General features: G+C 59.9%; 16 protein-coding genes and 1 tRNA gene. 3 read left to right on the top strand and 14 right to left on the bottom strand.

Annotated elements, in window-relative coordinates; genetic code table 11:
* The first annotated feature begins 87 nt into the window (after positions 1–87).
* The 3 genes from BE0216_RS01170 to glgC all read left to right on the top strand — a co-directional run bounded on the left by BE0216_RS01170 (position 88) and on the right by glgC (position 2,526).
* A tRNA-Leu gene (locus tag BE0216_RS01170) sits at positions 88–177 on the top strand.
* A 63-nt stretch (positions 178–240) separates the two neighbouring features.
* Positions 241–1,125, top strand: a complete 885-nt coding sequence (locus BE0216_RS01165) for a TrmH family RNA methyltransferase (protein WP_094636291.1) — start codon at positions 241–243, stop codon at positions 1,123–1,125.
* Positions 1,126–1,278: 153 nt separating this feature from the next.
* Positions 1,279–2,526 carry a glucose-1-phosphate adenylyltransferase gene (gene glgC, locus BE0216_RS01160; RefSeq protein WP_094636292.1) on the top strand — a complete coding sequence of 416 codons (1,248 nt, stop codon included), beginning with the start codon at positions 1,279–1,281 and terminating at the stop codon, positions 2,524–2,526.
* 106 nt (positions 2,527–2,632) lie between these two features.
* Here glgC and BE0216_RS01155 read toward each other — a convergent pair whose 3' ends face one another.
* From BE0216_RS01155 to BE0216_RS01090, 14 genes are all read right to left on the bottom strand, one after another.
* On the bottom strand, positions 2,633–3,622 hold the full coding sequence (locus BE0216_RS01155; RefSeq protein ID WP_094636293.1) for a class C sortase: 990 nt from the start codon (positions 3,620–3,622) through the stop codon (positions 2,633–2,635).
* A complete protein-coding gene (locus tag BE0216_RS01150) occupies positions 3,609–4,019 on the bottom strand; it encodes a hypothetical protein (RefSeq protein WP_094636454.1) in 411 nt (136 codons plus the stop codon). The genes BE0216_RS01155 and BE0216_RS01150 overlap by 14 nt, the downstream gene beginning before the upstream one ends.
* Positions 4,020–4,098: 79 nt before the next feature.
* Positions 4,099–5,361 carry a SpaA isopeptide-forming pilin-related protein gene (locus BE0216_RS01145; RefSeq protein ID WP_094636294.1) on the bottom strand — a complete coding sequence of 421 codons (1,263 nt, stop codon included), beginning with the start codon at positions 5,359–5,361 and terminating at the stop codon, positions 4,099–4,101.
* A 177-nt stretch (positions 5,362–5,538) separates the two neighbouring features.
* On the bottom strand, positions 5,539–9,069 hold the full coding sequence (locus BE0216_RS01140) for a prealbumin-like fold domain-containing protein (protein ID WP_094636295.1): 3,531 nt from the start codon (positions 9,067–9,069) through the stop codon (positions 5,539–5,541).
* Between the two features lie 278 nt (positions 9,070–9,347).
* On the bottom strand, positions 9,348–9,920 hold the full coding sequence (locus BE0216_RS01135; RefSeq protein WP_094636296.1) for a metal-sulfur cluster assembly factor: 573 nt from the start codon (positions 9,918–9,920) through the stop codon (positions 9,348–9,350).
* 129 nt (positions 9,921–10,049) lie between these two features.
* Positions 10,050–10,601: a Fe-S cluster assembly sulfur transfer protein SufU gene (gene sufU / locus BE0216_RS01130; protein ID WP_094636297.1), complete on the bottom strand. Its 552-nt coding sequence runs from the start codon at positions 10,599–10,601 to the stop codon at positions 10,050–10,052.
* 27 nt (positions 10,602–10,628) lie between these two features.
* Positions 10,629–11,900: a SufS family cysteine desulfurase gene (locus BE0216_RS01125; RefSeq protein ID WP_094636298.1), complete on the bottom strand. Its 1,272-nt coding sequence runs from the start codon at positions 11,898–11,900 to the stop codon at positions 10,629–10,631.
* 155 nt (positions 11,901–12,055) lie between these two features.
* Positions 12,056–12,835: a Fe-S cluster assembly ATPase SufC gene (gene sufC, locus BE0216_RS01120; RefSeq protein ID WP_094636299.1), complete on the bottom strand. Its 780-nt coding sequence runs from the start codon at positions 12,833–12,835 to the stop codon at positions 12,056–12,058.
* 27 nt (positions 12,836–12,862) lie between these two features.
* Positions 12,863–14,086 carry a Fe-S cluster assembly protein SufD gene (sufD, locus tag BE0216_RS01115; RefSeq protein WP_094636300.1) on the bottom strand — a complete coding sequence of 408 codons (1,224 nt, stop codon included), beginning with the start codon at positions 14,084–14,086 and terminating at the stop codon, positions 12,863–12,865.
* A 2-nt stretch (positions 14,087–14,088) separates the two neighbouring features.
* Positions 14,089–15,585, bottom strand: coding sequence for a Fe-S cluster assembly protein SufB (sufB, locus tag BE0216_RS01110; protein ID WP_094636301.1), 1,497 nt, complete (start codon positions 15,583–15,585; stop codon positions 14,089–14,091).
* A 219-nt stretch (positions 15,586–15,804) separates the two neighbouring features.
* Positions 15,805–17,436: a L,D-transpeptidase gene (locus BE0216_RS01105; RefSeq protein WP_226805667.1), complete on the bottom strand. Its 1,632-nt coding sequence runs from the start codon at positions 17,434–17,436 to the stop codon at positions 15,805–15,807.
* A 136-nt stretch (positions 17,437–17,572) separates the two neighbouring features.
* Positions 17,573–19,234 carry a CTP synthase gene (locus BE0216_RS01100; RefSeq protein ID WP_094636302.1) on the bottom strand — a complete coding sequence of 554 codons (1,662 nt, stop codon included), beginning with the start codon at positions 19,232–19,234 and terminating at the stop codon, positions 17,573–17,575.
* Positions 19,235–19,293: 59 nt separating this feature from the next.
* Positions 19,294–19,740, bottom strand: coding sequence for a type II 3-dehydroquinate dehydratase (locus tag BE0216_RS01095; RefSeq protein WP_094636303.1), 447 nt, complete (start codon positions 19,738–19,740; stop codon positions 19,294–19,296).
* 125 nt (positions 19,741–19,865) lie between these two features.
* Positions 19,866–21,527, bottom strand: coding sequence for a bifunctional shikimate kinase/3-dehydroquinate synthase (locus tag BE0216_RS01090; protein WP_094636456.1), 1,662 nt, complete (start codon positions 21,525–21,527; stop codon positions 19,866–19,868).
* Positions 21,528–21,594 lie beyond the last annotated feature (67 nt).

The raw sequence follows: 21,594 nt of genomic DNA, 5'->3' as shown, positions 1-21,594 counted from the left end.
CAAGGCTACACCGACACACGCGACACTCCGGAATTGCACGCTCGTAGTTTGGTGGTAAAGTATCTACTCGTTGTCCAAACGACACCTGCCCGGGTGGCGGAATGGTAGACGCGCTAGCTTGAGGTGCTAGTGCCTATTTTAACGGGCGTACGGGTTCAAGTCCCGTCTCGGGCACCAACGAAAACCCCTTGGATTCCAAGGGGTTTTCTTGTATCCAGACAGCATATGGAAAGGCCTCGCATGCAGTTCATCACCTTGAGCACCATCGACGACGAACGCGTATCCGCCTATGTGAACCTCACCGAGATGCAGCTGCGCAACCGGCTGGAGCCGGCCAAAGGTCTGTTCATCGCCGAATCCCCCAAGGTGATCGACCGCGCGCTGGCCGCCGGTCGCGAACCGATCTCGCTGTTGGTCGAGGAGCCGTGGATCGAGGGCATGGCCGAAACCTTCGCGCGCATCGACGCGCAATGGGGGCCGGACATTCCCGTCTACGTCGCCAGTCCCGAGCAGTTGCAACGGCTGACCGGCTATCGGCTGCATCGCGGCGCGCTGTCGGCGATGCGCCGCTGGCCGCTGCCGTCCGTGGCCGAGGTGTGCCGCGGCGCCCGTCGCATCGCCGTGATGGAGAATATCGTCGACCCGACCAATGTGGGCGCGCTGATGCGTTCGGCCGCCGCGCTCGACATCGACGCCGTGCTGGTGACACCGTCCTGCGGAGACCCGCTGTACCGCCGCGCGGCCCGCGTCTCCATGGGCACCGTGTTCCAAGTGCCGTGGACGCGCATCACCGGATACGAGCCGAGCGGCGTCGAGAACAAACGGTACTGGCCGTTCCAAGGAATGGATGAGCTCAAGGCGTTGGGCTTCACCACGGTGGCTATGGCGTTGCAGGACGATTCCCTGTCCATGGACGAACTGGTGGACCGTCTGCACTCCCCCGCGTCCGCGCCGGACCATATCGAACGCCTCGCGTTGATCTTCGGCACCGAAGGCGACGGCCTGTCCCATCACACCATCGCGCGCGCCGACCTGACCGTGAAAATTCCCATGAGCCATGACGTGGATAGCCTCAATGTGGCCGCCTCCAGCGCCGTGGCCTTCTACGCGACGCGAATTCGCTGAAATCTCTTGCGCCACGCCCGCGCCTTACCTTGCGTGTCGGAAAAAATCTGCAATTATGGACAGTGCGAGTCATTGGCGACGAAGCCGGGGACTCAGAGGTAATAGTTCGGTGTCGAAAGACGCTCCGGCAGTGACTAAAGAGAGGATGCAGCGATGGCGAAGAACAAACAGAAAATCCTGTCCATCGTTCTGGCAGGCGGCGAGGGAACGCGCCTTATGCCGTTGACCCGAGACCGTGCGAAGCCGGCCGTGCCGTTCGGCGGCGCGTTCCGACTGATCGATTTTCCCCTAAGCAATCTGGTGAATTCGGATTACCGTCATATCATCGTGCTCACGCAGTACAAGTCCCATTCGCTTGACCGTCATATCTCGCAGATGTGGCGCTTCTCGTCGCTGCTGGGCAACTACGTCTCCCCGGTTCCGGCGCAGCAGCGCCTCGGTAAGCACTGGTATCTCGGTTCCGCCGACGCCATCTACCAGACGATCAACATCATCGAGGACGTGCAGCCCGACATCATGGTGATCGTGGGTGCCGACCACGTGTACCGCATGGACTTCGGCCAGATGGTGCAGCAGCATATCGAATCCGGTGCCGAGTTCACCGTGGCGGGCATCCGCCAGCCCATCGACCAGTCGAACCAGTTTGGCGTGATCGATGTGGATCCCGAGCATCCCAACCAGATCAAAACCTTCCTGGAGAAGCCGGACACCTGCGCCGGCCTGCCGGACGATCCGAACTCCTTCCTCGCCTCGATGGGCAACTACGTGGCCAACACGGACGCCCTGTTCGACGCTTTGGCCAAGGATGAGAAGGCCGCCGACACCAAGCATGACATGGGCGGCGACATCGCCCCCTATTTCGCCGCACGCGGCGAGGCCGGCGTGTACGACTTCAACACGAACATCATCCCCGGATCCAACGAGAAGGACCACGCCTACTGGCGCGACGTGGGCACGCTCAAGCAGTTCTACGACGCGCATATGGATCTGATCTCCTATGTGCCGGAGTTCAACCTGTACAACCAGCAGTGGCCGATCTACACGAACACCGGTACGCTGCCGCCCGCCAAGTTCGTGCACGCGGGCCGCGACCGTCTCGGCCACGCCACCGATTCGATCGTCTCCCCCGGCGTGATCGTGTCCGGCGGCGAGGTGCACCACTCCGTGCTCTCCCCGAACGTGCACATCCACTCCTGGGCGCAGGTCGTCGATTCGATCCTGTTCGACGGCGTCACGATCAACCGTCGCGCGCGCGTCTACAAGGCGATCCTCGACAAGAACGTGGTGCTCACCGAGAATTCGACCGTCGGCATCGACACCGAGCATGATCTGGCCCGTGGCTTCACCGTCACGCCGGAAGGCATCACCGTCGTCCCGAAGGGCACCGTCGTCGACGACTGATCGACCCGATCAAGAAACGCGATGAGGGCCTCGCACCACACCGGTGCGAGGCCCTCATCTTTTCGTCATCCTGAGCGGAGCCCGTGGGGCGAGGCGCAAGGATCTCTCAGCCGGACATATGTCGTATCGGCCGTTCGGGTTCCCGCTTGCGGCATCGCAGCAGCATAACCACAGATCCCCCTAAGGCGAGCGCTCCCACCGAGACCCATATGCCGACGGTGCGCGCGTCGTGCAGATCGGTGGGATCGGGCGCAGGCTCGGGAATGGAGACGCGGATTCCGGAGACAAGCAGACGGTGCGTGTTCACACCGTAGGGGGTGCAGGTCATCAGGGTGAGTCGGTCCTCGCCTTGCACGATGGTCAGCTGCGAGGTGTCGTTCGGCTCAATCACGGTGATGCGGTCCACCTGATAGGCCAATGTCTCGCCCATCACCTCCACATACATGAAGTCACCCACCACAAGCTCGTCCAAACGGGTGAACATCATGGCCGAGACCAAGCCGCGATGCCCGGTGAGCACGCTATGGGTCGATTCGCCGCCCACGGGCAGGCTGGTGCCATACAGATGTCCCGCGCCTCTGGCCAGAGCGTCATCACCGGTGCCATGGTAGATGGGAAGGTCCACACTAATGTTCGGAATACGGATGGCGCCCATCTCCCCCGACCCGGCGTCCAACATACTCTGGTATTCCGAGTCGTTTTCTGCGGCCGAAGAAGAGCCGTCGTTCTCCGTGACGCCGCTCGCGCCGGGTTCGCCGGAGAACGGGTCGGAGGCTTCGCCCAAAATCGGCTGACCCTCCACCGCCAGATGCTTGTTGTATTCGCGCGCGGCCCGCAGAGCGTCCTCGGCCTGCGGGTACGGCCAGCCGGCCACACGCTCCTGCGCAGATGCCGTCCGCTCGGCCAGAAGCCGATCCGATCGCCATTGCATGGCGAGCGGATAGCCGGTCACACAAACCGCAGCGACCAACAATACCGCAGCGACCGCACGCAACGCCACCATTTGACGGTACACTCGTCTGCGCCATGCCACGAAACGTGAGACATCGATCGCCTCGCTGAACGATGGCAAAGGATTGGTCTCACTTTTCGTCATGCGCGCCAAGCGAATCCTTCAACCGTACGATCTCGTCCTCCAACATGCGGATCAACAACGACTGTTGACGAATGATGTCATCACGCATATCGGTCACCCCGTATGACGGTTTGAGTGAGTATTTTCTTTTGGGTTTTGCGCAGGTACCAGACATCTCCCGCCACCGCGCGAATGCCCGTTCGATACGTTTATGCCCAATTAATTGAGGGTAGAGCCCGGCTTCGCGAAACAACACCAAGGGTTTCTCCCCGGCGCGGTATCGCCGCATGCATTCGTCGCGGAACTCCGGGGCATAGTAGATACGCGAAGATGTTACACGGTCCACAGCGGGCAACGACTCAAGATACGCCATCTGCTGCTCGGTGAACTTTGACACGGCACTGACACCACCAGCCATATCACAATCCGTTCTTCTCACGTGTGGCAGGGCGTCGAACAACATCCGTCGTCCTGCCACGCATACTTTGAGATTCGTTTCACACGCCCAGCGCGCGCTTGGCGTTGCGGGACCTCGCGTACACCACGACGGCCGCACCGGCAAGCACCACACCGACCACGGTGAACAACGCGACACCCATACCACCTGTCAACGGCAGTTGGGTGATGTTGGTCACATTCTTCACCTTCAGGTCGGATGTGATCGAGCCGGGGGATCCCGTTCCCGAAACCAAACCGGCGTATTCTCCCGAACCGTTAGCCTCATAGGACATCTGGCTGCCGTTGATGTTGATGGTCACGATGAATGCCGGATTGACGTTCTGCATGAAACCAGCAGGAACTGTTGTTTCAACAATCTTGTAGGTTCCGGCAGGGATATTGAGCAATTCCACCCGTCCGCTGTTGTCACTCTCGAACTCGGTGGCGGTTTTTTCATCAGTGGCATCAGACCACAGGCCGGAAGCCGAAGCATAATTCTGATACGTATATGTATCAGGGTCGCTGGTCTTCTTCTGCACCTTGAATTTAGCTCCCTGCAGGGCGGTCGTGCCATCGGCCTTCACCTTCTGGAATTGGAAGGAGCCAAGCGCGGTGGTGGTGATGGTCTGCTTGACATCGACAATCGGCACAATGCCTGTGCTGTTCCCCGTGACTTCAGGGTCAGCTCCGCTGATACTCGTGCCCGCAAGCACCGTGCTGATCTTGGACACGTCCACTCGGCCGTTGGTATCGTCCATGAACGATTGCGTAGCGGAATTGGTGACGTCCCAAATCAAATAGACACCCGCCCTACCAAGCGTGATCTCCAGATCAGTGCCACTAAGCTCGACTTTTTCTGGATCGCTTGCTTGGGTACTCAACGTATCCTGAATTTTGTTGACCAGCACACGATAGTCCGCGTTGGACTGCTTCGTCAGCCACACCAACGGATCACCGTCGGAAACCTCACCATCATATTTGACACCAGTGACGACGCTCTGGTCCGCTGCCGTCAAGACGGCCACGATAGAGTTTTTGACGTCGCCGGCAACCGTCTGCAACGTGACCGCGGTACCATTGGCATCCGGTGTCCTGACATAATCAGCGATCTTCAACGCCGTAAACGAACGCACCGCACCCGAAGGTTTGCCATTATCACCGGCGATCTGGAACGCGCGAGCATCGGATGCCCGCAATGTGATCGTCGTGCTGTCGAATGACGGTGCGGCGTTGGCTGTGGTGGTGGCCATCGCCATGCCGGCGGCGCCGACGGCGAAGGCGGCGAGAGCGGCCAAGCCCTTCTTGAATAATGAACCCTTCATCTTGGCTCATTCCTTTCCCCGCCTCCGCATAGAATCGGAGTCGGTTGTTGTTTCTTTCTTCAACCAGCCGGGAAAGGCGACGTGGTTCACGCGCCAACGAGATTCTCGTCGCCTTCCCGACATTCCCTTCGACGGACGCTTGCCGCATTCCACCGGAGGAAAGTCTCTTATTGTTCCTTATTTCTCAATATCCGTTTGGTTGAGTTTCGCCCTGCGCCAATACTGCGCTCCCAGCACACTCAGCACCGCCAATCCAAGCAGTCCCAAACCACCCACCAACCATTGGCGCGCAGTGCCGAACTCGCCCGTCAACGGCAACGACGACACCGATATCAACGTATTCGGCAGCGGGCACGGATTATCCTTTGTTCCACATTGATTCGATACAGCGTTCCACTCTCCAAACGTGGCGACTGTGATGACACCTTGACTGGTGAACGAGAACACCATATACGTCCGCGAAGCATCCGGCAGCTGATATTTGTCAGGCGACTTCGTCTCCGTAAGACGGTACTCATAATCGGTGCTAAGACCTTCCAATAAGAAACCACCAGGCTCAGGATTCTGGTCGATTCCGTTCTCGCATGCGGCGCTGTCTACGCAATCAGCAATGGAGTCATAAAGCGTCGTCCAAGCATCGGTTGTGTCTTTGTCTCGGCGTTCCAAACTCCATTGAGACCCCGACAATGCCGTTCCTTGCTTGGCGGAATCCACTTTGGACCAAGCGACGGAGCCCCGAATCCTCGTGTTGGTGAGGTAGATCGCAGAACCTCCGGGAAAAGCAACCGCGGTGCTAGGCCGTTTGCCAGTATCGTCAGTGCACGGTGAGAGGTAGAATTCGGTTCCTTCACTTTGCAGCTCATAGCCTTCAGGTGCGGACTTCTCCACCAGTTTGTATGCTGTGCCGCATTCCAGATTATTGAATGTGATTTCACCGTTGTTATCGGTTGTCGCGCTTGCAGTGGGCTCGCTCACATATTCCCCACTGCCTGAATCGTATTGATACAAACTGAATACCGCTCCGCTCAGCGGCAAGTCCGTATCTTTATCCGTTTTCCGCACGGTAAAAGCATCCACGAATCCGCCCGCAGATGATGTCGTCAACGTCACGGTGCTAGTTTTCGTATCCGAGGCCAAGGATGTGGAGGCATTCGTGATTGTCGCCTTGTTACTCGCGGTTATACTGCCTTCCCCTTGAAACACGACGTCATAGGTGATAACGACGGGCTTTCCATCCGGAATTTTCATGGTTGTGGTGAGCTTCTTCCCATCGCTGGAGCGTTTCACCTCATAATCCACCGGATAGTCAGTCATCGGTGAAGGGCAACCGCTACTCCCCCGGTATGAGCTCGAACACACTTTCACGGATACATTGGTCACATTCGCCGAGGCGTATCCTGTGCCGGAAATCTCAAGATCATCCTGGAGATTCAGGAACTCGGCATTCCTAGCCAAATCCAATCCAAGATTATTGACCGTGATGGAATACGTGCATTTCTTCACGCCATCACTGACAGAGCTTTGTGCGCATGTGCTTTTGGTGATGTTCCTAGCTTTGCGAACCGTATATGTGATGGATTGCTCATCTTGGCCGATATCTTCACCTTGTATCGCAGCCGACACCTTATTGGTGAATGTGTTGGCGAGATCCTGTCCGGCGCGGGATACATCCCACAGGTCGGAGCGACTAAAGTCCACTTCCGCGGACACATAGAGAATCACTTCCCCGCGTTCCTGCAGCGAAGTGGATTCTTTAGGAACGACAATCTTATAATGTTGATCATCTTGCTTTGTCACTTGAATAATGAATGTCCCTCCTTCCGCTTTCGTTATGACTGTGTCGCCTTCATTAAGCTCCTGAAAGCTGGAAGAATCCGTGTTTCCAGAATCACTATAGGAGAAGCGTACATTCCTCAACCCATCGGGAAGTTCCTCGACGATTGTGACATCGTTATTGCGTTCATCGGATTGCACATGAACGTCAACGCGCCATCCGATGGTGGGCACCTGCGTAGAGCCAATGCCAAAAGAAGCCGATACTGCGGTATCCTTCCCATAACAGTTGGAGGCACCACCAACGCAACCGTATTTAGTCACCGAAGCCAGTATGACGGGAACGCGGCCGGATGTCTCACAGTATTCACCAAGGCACGCTCCGCCTTCATTGGATGGGGATGCTGTGGTATTGGCGTCATAGTAGCCCGAATAGGAAAGGGTCAATGTAACGCCCGCGTCAAGTCGGGAGCTGGAAATGAATTTCAGCGAGCTGTATTGGACGTTGTCCGGAAGATCATTGGCCGGATATGAGTACGCAGTACCATTAACACTCTTAACTTCGAGCGTTCCCTGTATCAAAATGGTTTTTGCGGCATCCGCATACTGATTGGTGAGAAGCTCATACAACTCTTTGACTTGATCGCTTGTGTACCACATGGACTCCGCGGTGTCATGCAATTCCCAACCTGCGGGAAGAGGTCCGTCGCCTGTATTGGACATGGTGATTTTCCATTGAGCGACACCGCAGGAAGTCACGCCATCCGACGTGGACTGTTCGGGACATGATACGTTCTCATGGGACACATTTTCTTTCTTGAACGATATGTTGGGAGCACTATTGACTTTCGCCGATGCGAAATCCGTGGCTGACGCGTCATACTGATTCGGAGCCCAATTATCAGAGGACGGAGTACCTACGGTAAATCTGTTGTCCTGTTGAGCAACATTGTTAAGAACCGTTGTCTGATAAGTGATGGTCACCTGTTCGCCGGGATGCAACGTCTGTTGGAAATTAGCCCACCATCGAACATAATGAGCACTCTGATCAAGACCTGTTGGAACTGAAACAGAGCCTCCTGAACTGCTGGAGGAAGCATACACAGCCTGCGGCGTTATCGTCCGGTCACCAATCTCGTAGTTTTGCAGCGACTCATACACTGAGTTTATTTGGGTAGCGGTCATCCAGCCGTTGCCGGTAATGACATCATAGAGCTGCCATTTTTCAATATCTTGGTTGCCGCTATTGGTCACAGTCACCTGATATTCCGCCGTATAGGTCGCTTTGTCATCGGACTGCGTCAGGCTGATGAGCTTCTTATCAACTGCCAGGCCCGTCTTTTTCAAGCTGACCGACTGCGTGATGGTATCCGTAAAAACAAGCGCGGCATTTCCATTTTCATCAGCATCGATATGAGACGAGTTGAAACCCAACGTGATATAACCGCCTGAAATTGGTCCTCGCTCGTTCTTTTCGACAGTATCCTTATTGAAAGTCAGAGAGATAACGCCATTCTTAATAACATATGTTCCTAAATCTCCCGCAAGAGGCTGAGAACCGTTGGTCTCAGGCAGCGTTGTGAGTCCACCGATTTCATAGTCGAGAGTAACGCTTCCATCTTGGTTTTTAGTGGCTTTTTCCAATTCGCTTGCTGGAATCTCGAAGTTAATCGTTGCGGATATATCGACATCGACGTTATTGGTCACGTTTATCTCAATGGTGGAACCTGTAGGAACTTGATATACCGTTCCATTGATCGTTAATTGGGCTCCTGTGATATCGGCATACTCCGTCAAAGGATTCGTCATTGTCTGCAAGGTCTCATCAGCCGAGGCGATGGCTATGGCGGCGGACCCTATAAGGGCGAAGGCAACTGTTAAGGTCGTCAGCCGCATAATCGAGGCAATCAGTTTTTGACCGAGCTTACGCAACATTGTCCCACCTCACGTCATCTTTCTTTGCCCCCAAACAGTACCCCCCCCCCACCCGTGTCAAACAAAACATGCTGAAAGAGGGGGAAATTGCCCCCAAAAGGGTATTTGCACATTCACGTCTTCTTCCCCTATGCCCGCGAGGCCATCCATCAACCGAATACGTGGCTGGGGGAAATGATGAATCGCTGTCAGACTCCGCGCATCTTCGCGCATACAAAAAACCGGACCATCGCAATGGTCCGGTTCCTGTCATCGCGCAACGCGCGATCAAACAAATGCTAGTATTTCGGTAGGTTGTCGAAGTTGAAGCCGAGAGCGGCGAGCTGTTCGCGGCCCTCCGGCGTGATTTTCTCCATGGTCCAACGCGGCTGCCAGGTCCAGTCGATGCGGAATTCCTCCACAAGCCCGGCCAGCGTACTCGCGCACTCGTCCTCGATCAGGTCGGTGAGGGGGCAGGCGGGAGTGGTCAGCGTCATGGTGATGATGGCGCGTCCAAGCTCGTCGATCTCAATGCCGTACACCAATCCCAGATCGATCACGTCGATGCCGAGCTCGGGGTCGATCACCTGATGCAGCGCCTCACGCACGTCGGCCGCAGTGGCGCGTCCGATTTCATCGACGAATTTCAGCGGAATCTCGTCATCGTTCCCATCGGAGCAACCGCACTGTCCGCCTTCGCCGCAACCACAGTTTCCACCATCGCCCTCGACTGGCTGCGGACGTCCGTTCGGGAATCCTTTGGCGAGGGCCGGATTCGCCATCACACGACGCGCGGCGTTCTCGTCCTGCAGAACGCCGTTGACGGCATCGAATACGGAGGCGGAGGGTTCAGGAACCAGATTGTCGCTCATTGCTACTCCATCATTAAAAGAACATGCTGCTACACAGCATAATCGTCATATACGGTGTTTGTCACCACCATCACGCCGTTTTCATCCGGCGGCGCAGAGCCGCATCGACCCTTCGATGGCGGCGCTCCGTCAGGCTTTGGCAGCGAGGGCTTTTGCCACCGCATCCTTCATGCCTTCCCAGCCGAGCAGCGCGCATTTGATGCGCATCGGATATTTGGAGACGCCTTGGAACACGACGGCATCCTCCAAAGAGTCTTCGAGCGTCTCATCGTCCAGTCCGGCACCGCGCGACTCCATCAGCTTGCGAAAGGCTCCGGCGAGGTCCATCGCCTCGTCCACGGTTTTGCCGTCGACCAGATCGACCATGATGGACAGGCTCGCCTGCGAGATCGAGCAGCCCTGTCCATCCCACACCAACCGTTCGATGGTGTGGGGTTCGGAGTCGGAGACCTCCACATGCACGGTCGCTTCGTCGCCGCAGGTCGGATTGAACTGGTGGGATTCGCCGGGCGTGCAGTATTCATGCCCCGCACGCACGATGGCCTCGCCACCGGACGCCCCCTCTTCCTTGGTCAGGTCGCGAGCGAAACGTTCCTTGCCGTGCGGGTCTCGCGCGGCCTCCATAATAACCTGCTGGTACATCTGCTCCAGCTCGTCGCCGCTCATACCAAAATCACTCATAGCTCTCCAATCTACCGCCATTCACGGTCACACGCCGAAGAACGCGCGCACCTTGCCCAATGCTTCGACCAGAGCGCGCGCGTCCTCCACGCTGTTGTACACGCCACTGGAGGCGCGGTTCGACGCGTAGATGCCGAAATGGCGGTGCACGGGCTGCGCGCAATGGTGTCCCACGCGGATGGCGATGCCCTGCGCATCGATGAACTGGCCCACATCATGCGGATGCACACCGGCGACATCGAACGCGACGGTGCCGATGCGGCCGACATTCTCGCGGGGGCCGAGAACACGAACGCCGTCGATGTCGCCGATTTTCAGCAATTCGGCAGCGATCTGACGTTCATGCGCCTCGATATTCTCCAAGCCGATGTTCATCATCCAGTCGGCGGCCACGCCGGCGGCCACGACCTGCGCCACCGGCTGGGTTCCGGCCTCGAAACGGGCGGGTGGCACCATGTATTGGGCCGGCTGGTCCATCCACGCGAGCTCCACCATCGAACCGCCGAAATTGGCCGGAGGCAACGCCTCCAGCAGTTCGCGTTTGCCATAGAGGAACCCCACGCCGGTGGGACCGTACATCTTATGCGCGCTCCACGCGGCGAAATCCACATCCAACGCATGGAAATCCACGGCCAGATGAGGCACGGACTGGCAGGCGTCGAGCACGAACACCGCGCCCACCTCATGCGCGCGGGACACCAGCGGCGCTATATCGGTGATGGCGCCGGTCACATTCGCCACATGGGTGACGGCGACCACTTTCGTGCGTTCGGTGATGACCTCGCGGGCCTCATCGACGCGCACGCGTCCCTCGTCGTCCAAGTCCAGCCATTTGAAGGTCGCGCCGGTGCGGGCCGCCAGCTCCTGAAAGGGCAGCAGCACCGAATGATGCTCAGCCTTCGAGACGACGATCTCGTCACCGGGTTTCAACGCGAAACGGGCTGCTTCCGCTCCCCCACGCCCCAGACTCGCGTTGCCGAACGCGGTGGCCAAGAGATTGAGTCCCGCCGTGGCACCGGAGGTCACCACGACCTCCTCCTCGCCCTCCTTCGCGTTCGCGCCGACCAGACGGGCCACTTTGGCGCGCGCGTCCTCAAAGGCCATGGTGCTGCGGGCCGCAAGCTCATGCGCCCCGCGATGCACGCCGGCGTTGATGGTGCGGTAGAACTCGCTTTCCGCATCGATCACGCATTGCGGTTTCTGGGCGGTCGCGGCCGAATCCAGATACACCAGCGGACGCCCATGCACCTGCTGGTCCAGAATCGGAAACTCAGCCCGCACCTTATCGAAATCAATCATTTAATCTCACTCCTACGCACAGACGCCTCGCACAAAACTGGAGCGGGGGCCTGGAATATTCTGTTTACGACCGTAAAGACTTGGCCTGAGCGGCCCGGAGCGTGTCGGAAATAGAATATTCCAGGCCCCCGCGGACCCCGCTGGAACTCTAGCCCTTACGCCAAAGCGCTTTCGGAATCGGAGCCGGCAGGCAGGTACTGGTCGTAGCCCTGCTCTTCGAGTTCGTCCGCCAGCTCCGGGCCGCCGGTTTTCACGAAATGTCCGTCGGAGAAGACGTGCACGATGTCGGGCTTGATGTACTTCAGAATGCGCGTGTAGTGCGTGACCATAAGGATGCCGAAGTTGTTGGCTTCCTTGGCGCGGTTCACGCCTTCGGAGACGATGCGCAGCGCGTCCACGTCCAGGCCGGAGTCGGTTTCGTCGAGGATGGCGAACTTCGGGCGCAGCAGTTCGAGCTGCAGCACTTCGGCGCGCTTCTTCTCGCCGCCGGAGAAGCCTTCGTTCACGGAACGGGTCGCGAACTTCGGATCCATCTTGAGACGCTTCATCGACTCGGTGAGCTCCTCGGTCCAAGTCTTCAGCTTGGGGGCTTTGCCGTCGATCTCCGTTTTCGCGGTGCGCAGGAAGTTCGTCATCGACACGCCCGGCACTTCGACCGGGTACTGCATGGCCAGGAACAGGCCGGCCTTGGCGCGCTCGTCCGGGGTCATTTTGAGCACATCCTCGCCGTCGAGCAGCACTTGGCCGGAGTCGACGATGTACTTGGGGTGGCCGGCCAGAGTGTAGGCCAGCGTGGATTTGCCGGAGCCGTTGGGGCCCATGATGGCGTGCGTCTCGCCCGAGTTGACGGTCAGGCTCGCGCCTTTGAGGATCTGCTTGATGCCGTCCTTGGTTTCGACGTGGGCGACGAGGTCTTTGATTTCCAGGGTTGCCATTGGTGTTCTCCTAAAACTGGTAACGACTTACTGCTCTTCGAAGGCCTTCGCGAGTTCCGCGTTCTCTCCGCGGGACAGGCGTCGGTCGATGACGGTCATGAGATGCTCGGAGATGGCGGGCACGCCGATCTCGTCGACGAGTTCGCCGAAGAAGCCGCGCACCACGAGTTTGCGGGCTTCGACTTCGGGGATGCCGCGCGACTGCAGGTAGAACAGCTCCTCGTCGTCGAAGCGGCCCACCGACGAGGCATGGCCCGCACCGACGATGTTGCCGTTCTCGATCTCCAGATTCGGCTCGGAATCGGCGATCGCGCCCGGGGTGAGCACGAGGTTGCGGTTGAGCTCGTACGAGTCGGTGCCGGGGGCGGTCGGTTCGATCAACGCGTTGCCCACCCATGTGGAGTGCGCGTCCTTGCCGTCAAGTGCGCCCTTGTAGACCACGCGGGATTTGCATTCGGGATGGTTGTGCACCACCATCGTGCGGTGTTCGATATGCTCGCCCGGATCGACGAAGTAGATGCCGAGCATGTTGAGCTCCCCCTGCTCGCCGCCGAAGTCCTGATCCATGCGGATGCGCACCACGTCGCCGCCGAGGGTGACGACGGAGTGGCGCAGGCTCGCGCCCTTGCCCACATGCAGGCGATGGTTGCCCACATGCTTGGATCCGTGTGCCCATTCCTGGATGAACGTGGCGGAGATGTGGCTGTCCTGACCGGTGACGATCTCCACGCCTTCGGCCAGACGGGTTTCGCCGTCGTGCTCGACGACCACGTCGGCATGCGTGTTGGGGGCGGCCGCAATCACCAGATGCAGGGCATCCAACGCCTGGCCCGCGCCGTGCACCCGCACAAGCACCGGCTGGTCGAGTTCGCCGTTCAGTTCGATGACGGTGGCGGTGTCGCCGGAGTTCCATTCCACGGCGGCCACGCGGTCGCTGGGCTTGGAAACGGAACCGGAGGGCGCCTCGCCCAGCTTGCGTTGTGCGATGGTGACCTGGTTCGAGGGAACCGGGGAACCATCCACCATGCCGATCTGAACCGCGGTTTCGCCGGACGGCTCGAACACGTCGAAGAACTCCTCGATGCGCTCGATCGGGGTATAGCGCCAATCCTCCTGGTCGCGCGAGGGTTCGGCGAAATCCGCCACGTCGAAGGAGCGCGGATTGCGGTCGGCGCTCGACGGCATGGCCGCCGGGGTCGCATACGGATCGTTCGGATCCGCGACGGGGATGTTGATTTCCTTCTCGGCCATGCTCAGCCCACCGATCCTTCCATCTGCAGTTCCACCAGTCGATTGAGTTCGAGCGCGTATTCCATCGGCAGTTCGCGGCTGATCGGCTCGACGAAGCCGCGCACGATCATTCCCATCGCCTCGTCTTCGTTCAGGCCGCGACTCATCAGATAGAACAGCTGGTCTTCGGAGACCTTGGAGACGGTCGCCTCGTGGGCCATCGACACGTCGTCCTCACGCACGTCCACATGCGGGTAGGTGTCGGAACGCGAGTAGTCGTCCACCAGCAGCGCGTCGCATACGGTGGAGTTCGACGAACCTTCGGCACCGTCGACGATTTTGACCAGACCGCGGTAGGCGGAACGTCCGCCGCCGCGGGAGATCGACTTGGCGACGATCGTGGAACTGGTGTGCGGAGCGAGATGGATCATCTTCGCGCCCGTGTCCTGATACTGTCCCTTGCCTGCGAATCCGAGCGACATGGTCTCCGCCTTCGCATACGGCTCGGCGAGCACGCAGGCCGGGTATTTCATCGTGGCTTTGGAGCCGATGTTGCCGTCCACCCATTCCATCGTGCCGTGCGCGCGCACGTAGGCGCGCTGGGTCACGAGATTGTAGACGTTGTTCGACCAGTTCTGCACGGTGGTGTAGCGCACGCGGGCGTGCGGCTCCACGAAGATCTCCACCACGCCGGAGTGCAGCGAATCGGTGGAGTAGATCGGAGCGGTGCAGCCCTCCACGTAATGCACATAGGAGCCTTCGTCCGCGATGATCAGCGTGCGTTCGAACTGGCCCATATTCGGGGTGTTGATGCGGAAGTACGCCTGCAGCGGGATGTCCACATGAACGCCTTTGGGCACGTAGACGAACGAGCCGCCCGACCATGCCGCGGTGTTGAGCGCGGAGAACTTGTTGTCGTTGCTGGGAATGCACTTGCCGAAATATTTCTGTACGATTTCGGGGTATTCGCGCACCGCAGTGTCGGTGTCCACGAAGATCACGCCCTGCTTTTTGAGATCCTCCTGGATGGAATGGTAGATCATCTCGGACTCGTACTGCGCGGCCACGCCGGAGATCAGACGGCTTTTCTCCGCTTCGGGGATGCCGAGTCTGTCGTAGGTGTTGCGGATGTCGTCGGGCACTTCCTCCCAGGTGGCGGCCTGCTTGTCCATCGGCTTGACGTAGTACTTGAAGTCGTCCGCGTCGAAGTCCTTCAGATCGACGCCCCACAGGGGCATCGGGCGGTTCACGAAGTCGCGGTAGCCTTCGAGGCGCTTCTCGAGCATCCACTCGGGCTCGCCTTTGTCGGCGCTGATCTCACGCACCACCTGCTCGCTGATGCCCTTTTTAGCAGCCTCGCCGGCGGCGTCGGAATCATGCCAGCCGTAGAGGTATTCGCCGAACTGCGAGATGATCTCGTCATCCTGCCTGATCTTGTCCTCGTTGACGCGGCCGCGATCAGCCACATACTGGCTCATCTCCACGTCAGACGCGGCGCCGGGGGCTTGTTGCTCGCTCATGTGCCCGCCTCCTTACATCTCTGGATTTCGTCTTACGCCAACGTAACAGAACTCGGCCCGCAATACTAGTATCCGCACCGGATGTCGGCCACCCGCGAACGTGATATGGAACACACCTGAACGGGTCTACAGCCAGTGGTGGCGGACGCCTATGACAAAGCGGCTTCCCGTATGCGGAAAGCCGCTTTGCATGACTGCCGAATCGGCTGGTGCGGCTCGTCAGGCCTGCACGTGAACGGTGGTGCCCATCACCAGCCAGTCGTAGAACCATTCGGCCTGATCCCAGCCGATGCCCACGCAGCCGTGAGAGGTGTTCACTCCCATGGCCGCGACGGCGGCATCGCTGTAGTATCCGTCGCTGGCGATGCGGTGGATGGCGCAACCGGTGTGGGAGAAGTAGTTCACGTAGCCGACGTTGGGGGCGTTCCAGGTCTCCACGGAGCCATCCGAAAGCGTGACCGAGCCGCTCATGGTCTGGGAGGGATACTTCAGCCAAACGGTGAAATCGCCGGTGGGCGTGCACAGATCGCCGGTGCACTCGCCGGTGGTGTAATCGTTGCCTTGGCCGGCGGACATACTCATCGCGCGGATCAGCTGGTCGTTCTCGTAGGCGTAGACCTTATGGTCGGACAGGTCCACCACCACATGGCGCTTGGTGGTTTTCGTCTGCATCGGATCAACGGTGCCTTCGACGCTTACGGAGCCGCCGCCGTCGGCCAACGCTTCGACGAGCTGCGGGCCGATGTTCGTGTCGGCGCCATCCGCCACGGTGACGCCGTCATGGCCTTCGTTGACCACTTCGAGCTCTTCGCCGTTGTTGTTGACGACGACTTCGCGATCCTCGCGGCCGGTTTGCAGATTCGTCTTGATGGAGTTGTTGTAGTATTCCTGCATCTTGTCGGCGTTGAACACCACGTAGCCGTTGCGGGTCTCGTTATCCGCCAGCTTGGACTGTTCGTTCGCGTCGATGCGCATCGCGGCCGCGAGTGCGGGAGCGTCGATGGTGGCGATGGTGTGGTCGTTCACCTTGATCTCAACGGGGTCGCTTACCAGGCCGTCGAGTGTGGTCTTCGCCTCGTTGGCGATCTCGTCGGTGACCGCGGGCTCGGTGTCCTTCAATTCGATGGTTACGGTTTCCGGCTGGGTCTCGCCCAGGGATTCCAACGCGGCGATGCCCTGCTCGGCCACCGCCTGCGCGTCGGCACCCTTGCCGAGCTGCATCGACACCACATCGAAGCCGTTACTGTCGGCGTTCAGGGTCACTTGGGCGTCCACAGGCGTCACTTCGGCCGTGCCCAATGCCGCGTCGATCACGGATCCGTCGGCGACGGACGGTGAGATGGACGGCTCGATGTTCTCCTGTTCGCTCGGCAGATAGCGCTTCCACCATGCGCCGTCACGCTTGGCGTTCACCACCTGGTCGGCGATCTCTTCGGAATCGATGTCGTAGCCGAGTTCCTTCAACGTGAAGGAGGCGGTTTCGCCGTTGTATTCCACCGGCACGGAGGTGTTGTTCACCTGATCGTCGATGGCGTTGATGATCTGCTGCCTGGATTTGCCCACCATCGAATTACCCCACAGGCTCACGCCCGGCAGCGCATGGGATTCGAAGAACCACCAGCCACCGGCGGTGGCGCCACCCAGCACAAGCACGACGGCCAACACAATCCACGGCCAGATCACACGCTTCTTCTTGGACGCCAGCACATCCATGTCGTCGTCCACCGGGTCGATAACCGCGGCAAGCGGCGAGGCAGCCACGGGATTGATCACCTCGGTCTCGTCTCCAGTGCTCCACTGCAGCTCTGGTACGGCATCGGAACGGTTCGGGTCCACTGACTCATCGGCCATTGTTGTTCCTTCTTTTGAAAACCCTGGTTTCTCACACAACGAGCGCCGCAGATGCGACGGCGCTCACTGTCTGCCAATATAGCAGCACGCCCCGTCCAAGAGACGGGGCGTGCTTGACATGCGTCACAGGGCGTGATCAGCGGTCCTGCTGATGGTCGAGCGCGGCCTTGACCAGGCCCGCGAACAGCGGATGCGGCTTGGTCGGGCGGGACTTGAATTCCGGATGCGCCTGTGTGGAGACATAGAACGGGTGAACCTCGCGCGGCAGCTCGACGAATTCGGTGAGCTCGCCGTCCGGACTTTGGCCGCAGATCCTCAGGCCGGCCTCGCGAAGGGCGTCCTTATAGGCCACGTTCACCTCATAGCGGTGGCGGTGGCGTTCGGTCACATGCGTGGTGCCGTAGAGTTCGGCGACCAGCGAGCCCTCCTCCAATTCGGCCGGATAGGAGCCCAGTCGCATGGTGTGGCCCATATCGCCCTTGCCGGCGACGATGTCCTTCTGTTCCTCCATCGTGGCGATGACGGGCGTGGCGCACTCGGGATCGAATTCGGTGGAGTTCGCGTCGGTCAGGCCGGCCATATGACGGGCGTATTCGATGACCATGGACTGCAGGCCAAGGCACAGGCCGAGGGCGGGCAGTTTGTTCTCGCGGGCGAACCTGAACGCGCCGATCTTGCCGTCGATGCCGCGGATGCCGAAGCCTCCGGGCACGACGATGCCGTCGACCTGGTCGAGCGCGGCTGCCGCGCCCTCCTCGGTCTCGCACTTGTCGGCCGCGACCCATTTGACGTTCACCTTCGCGTAGTTGGCGAAGCCACCGGCCTTGATGGCCTCGGTGACGGACAGGTAGGCGTCCGGCAGATCGATGTACTTGCCGACGATGGCGATGTTCACCTCATGCTTGGGGTGGTGCACACGCTCCAGCAGGTCGGCCCACTCGTCCCAATCCACGTCATGGAAAGGCAGACCGAGCTCGCGCACCACGTAGGCGTCGAGTCCCTCGTCGAAGAGGATCTTCGGCACGTCGTAGATGCTCGGGGCGTCCACGCAGTTGACCACGCCTTCGGCGTCCACATCGCACATCAGGGAGATCTTGTCCTTGATGGACTGGTTGAGCGGACGGTCGCTGCGCAGCACGAGCGCGTCCGGCGTGATGCCCAACTGGCGCAGCATCATCACGGAATGCTGGGTGGGCTTGGTTTTCAGCTCGTGCGCGGCGGAGATGTACGGCACCAGGGAGACGTGCACGAACATGCAGTTCTCGGCGCCGAGATCACGGCGCACCTCGCGCGCGGCCTCAAGGAAGGGCTGGGATTCGATGTCGCCGACCGTGCCGCCGATTTCGGTGATGATCACGTCCACGTCGTCGCTCGCCTGGGCGCGCATGCGGGACTTGATCTCGTTGGTGATGTGCGGGATGACCTGCACACACTGGCCGAGGTATTCGCCGGCACGTTCCTTGCGCAGCACTTCCTGATAGATCTGGCCGGTGGTGACGTTCGCCTTCTGGCTCAGGTAGACGTCGAGGAAACGCTCGTAGTGGCCGATGTCGAGATCGGTTTCGGCGCCGTCCTCGGTCACATAGACCTCGCCGTGCTGGAACGGGTTCATCGTGCCCGGGTCCACGTTGATGTAGGGGTCGAGCTTCTGCTGCAGCACCTGGATGCCACGCGAGCGCAGCAGACGGCCGAGGGACGATGCCGTCAGGCCTTTGCCAAGGGATGAAACCACACCGCCGGTGACGAAAATATGCTTGGTGATGTGTTCGGAGGAATTGCCATGTTGTCTTCTAACCATGGAATTTCATCCTATCATCCGTATGTGACCCGGCGTGTTTACAAATAGCGCGAATGCGGCTAATCCGCGACCAAGTGGGCGACGGCGTCGAGGGCCATCTTGTAGCCGTAGAAGCCCATGCCGGTGATGGTACCGGTGGCGACGGGGCTGATGACGGAACGTTTGCGGAACTCGTCGCGCGCCGAGGGGTTGGAGATGTGCACCTCGATCAGCGGCAGGCCCTCGTCGATCACCATGTGGGCGGCGTCGGCCAAGCCGTACGAATAGTGGGTGAACGCGGCCGGGTTCATCACCACCGGGGTCTTCTCGTCAGCTGCCTGGTGCATCCAGCCGATGATCTCGGCCTCGTCGTCGGTCTGGCGTACTTCGACCTCCAGGCCCAATGCCGATCCCCATTCGGAGCACAGGCTACGCAGCGTCTCCAGGTCCTGGCGGCCGTACACGTCGGGCTGGCGCACGCCAAGACGTCCCAGATTTGGACCGTTGACGACGATGACTTTGGTCATATTGATCACTCCTTATCCATTTCGCCCCGCAGGACGGGCAGGTGGCGGGCCGGGAGATTCCGGCCCGTTGTCTTCTGGTTGCGACGGATGCGTTTGGGATACGACGTGCCCGCGGATGCCGCGGACTATCGGCTGATACGCTCGAAAGCCTCACGCACGGCGTCGGCCGGTGGATTCTCCAGATGCACCACATGTCCGGGGCGGTCGAGCACAACGAAGCGCAGCGTGTTGCCTCGAGCTTTCTTGTCTTTGTGCATCAGGGCAAGCACATCGTCGAAGGATCCGTTGCTCCATGAGATCGGCAATCCCAGCGAGGAGAGCAGCGAACGGTGGTAGTCGACCAGATCGGCGTCGATGTAGCCGAGCAAACACGCCAGTTCGGCCGCATACACCATGCCGACGGCCACGGCGTTGCCATGCCGCCAGCGGAAATGCTCAAGCTTTTCGATGGCATGGCCCATGGTGTGTCCGTAGTTGAGGAACTCGCGCATGCCGGCTTCTTTGAGATCGGCGGAGACGTGCCGTGCCTTCACGCTCACCGTGCGTTCGATCAGCTCGGCCACCACATCCTGCAGGCCGGAGCCGAGGAAGGTCGCGCCGTCGAAGGCACGCAGCTCGTCGGCGTGCTCTTCGAGAATGCGCAGGATCTCCGTGTCCATGATGAAGCCTGATTTGGCGACCTCGCCCAAGCCTTCGGTGAAGATGTCGTTCGGCAGGGTCGCCAGGGTCTTCACATCGGCCAATACGCCGGCGGGTGTGTAGAAGGAGCCGACGAGGTTCTTGCCCGCGGCCGTGTTCACACCGGTTTTACCGCCGGTGGAAGCATCCACCATGGCCAGCAGGGAGGTCGGGCAGTTCACGTAGCGCACGCCGCGCATCCATGTGGCGGCGATGAATCCGGCCAGATCGGTGGCCGCTCCCCCGCCGAGTCCCACGATCGCGTCGGAACGGGTGAAGCCCTCGTCGCCGAGACGCTCCCAAATGCCGTTGGCCACGTCGACGGTTTTGCCGCGTTCCGCATCGGGGATCACGATATCGCTCACCTCGTAGCCGGCCTGCCGCAGCAGCGTGCGCGCGCGGTCGGAATGACGCTGCACCGGCTGGGTGTGGATCAGGGCCACGCGCACCGGCTTGGGGCCAAGCACGTCGGCGAGATGGTTCATCACCCCTTCGCCGATGGCCACGTCATAGGGTTCGATGGTCGAACCGGTCACATGCACCGTACGCTCCGCGAGCATATCCATCACCTTTCTCGCCGCCATCTGCGGCGTCAATCCACGCGTGCGCACATGCACATTCGCAACGTGGCGGAACACGGGGTCGCGTTCTTTATACAGGGTCTTCCAACGAGCGTCGGCGTCGCCGTTGAGCATGGGACGTCCGCCGCCGCGGTTGGCGCGTTCCATCGCCTCGGCGGGGTCGGCCATCAGATAGACGACCTTCCCACCGTCACTGATGTACGAGGCCAGTCCCCGCTCCACGGCCGGCGTCATGGGAGCGCCGCCGCCCAGCGAGAAGACGCCGTCGAAATCCTCAAGCGTATCGAGGATGAGATCGCGTTCCACCTCGCGGAAGGCGGGCTCGCCAAAGCGCTCGAAATAGGCGGGGATCTTCATGCCCACCTCGCGTTCGATCTCCACATCCGCGTCGGCGAACGGCAGGCCGAGCATATGCGCGACTTCCTTGCCCACGCGTGTTTTGCCCGCGCCCATCATGCCGATGATCACCGCATACGGGCGGATGCCATGGCTTTCGCCGGCCGGACGGCCAGTGTGTTCAACATTCATCTGCACAACCATTCATTCGTCGGTTCGAGGGCGTCTGTCGCGAGCCTGAGGGCCGTCCGGATTTCGG

The sequence above is a fragment of the Bifidobacterium eulemuris genome, from assembly GCF_014898155.1.
GTDB classification, from domain to species: Bacteria; Actinomycetota; Actinomycetes; order Actinomycetales; family Bifidobacteriaceae; genus Bifidobacterium; species Bifidobacterium eulemuris.
This window is presented reverse-complemented; position numbering and strand designations above follow the sequence as displayed.